This window comes from Anaeromassilibacillus sp. An250 (assembly GCF_002159845.1).
Classification (GTDB): Bacteria; Bacillota; Clostridia; order Oscillospirales; family Acutalibacteraceae; genus Anaeromassilibacillus; species Anaeromassilibacillus stercoravium.
The window spans coordinates 1-599 of record NZ_NFJK01000074.1; the positions used below are offsets into that span (position 1 = coordinate 1).

Consider the following 599-nt stretch of genomic DNA (forward strand, 5'->3'; position numbering starts at 1 on the left):
AGGTTGCGGGCCGCCGCCGACATAATCGACTTCATGATCTCATCTGCGAGCTCATGGTTGCCTGCCTTCATCGCGCCTTCCATCAGGGTTGCTTCCCAGCCGGGCCATACGCCGCGGTTGTGATAAATCGCGCCGAACTGCTTACCGCGCTTCTGCGGGTAAACGGTATTCGCGCCATACTTCACGAGCGGATAGTTTTCCATCAGCCGTTCCGCCATCTCCGGCGTTGCGATGTCGTAGTAAATCGCATAACCGGTTGCGATGACGTCGGTCTTCTCCGCCAGCACATTGCCCATGTACTCCGGATACTGCCACGACGCATAGTAGCCGCCGTCTTCCACCCAGAAGTTCTCATTGATCGCCTGTTTCAGGTCTTCAAAGCGGTTTGCCCATTTTTCCGTCTCCGCCGGATCCTTTCCGAGGATCTCGGAAGCCTGCTCCAACACCTTAAACGCCACCGCGTATTCGATGTTCGTTCCGCTTGCCTTCGACTCCATGATGTCCGAGAAATAGCCCTCGTCCATCCAGTCCGGATACGTCTTAGAGCGGTGGTCGAGGCCGGAGGTCTCGCCCTTGAACAGGCCCGTGTTCGGGTCGTA

The 599-nt window shown here is 57.3% G+C and carries 1 protein-coding gene; it reads right to left on the reverse strand.

Annotated elements, in window-relative coordinates:
- On the reverse strand, positions 1 to 599 hold a 599-nt coding region (locus B5F54_RS17865; RefSeq protein WP_207651993.1), incomplete at both ends, for an alpha-L-rhamnosidase-related protein.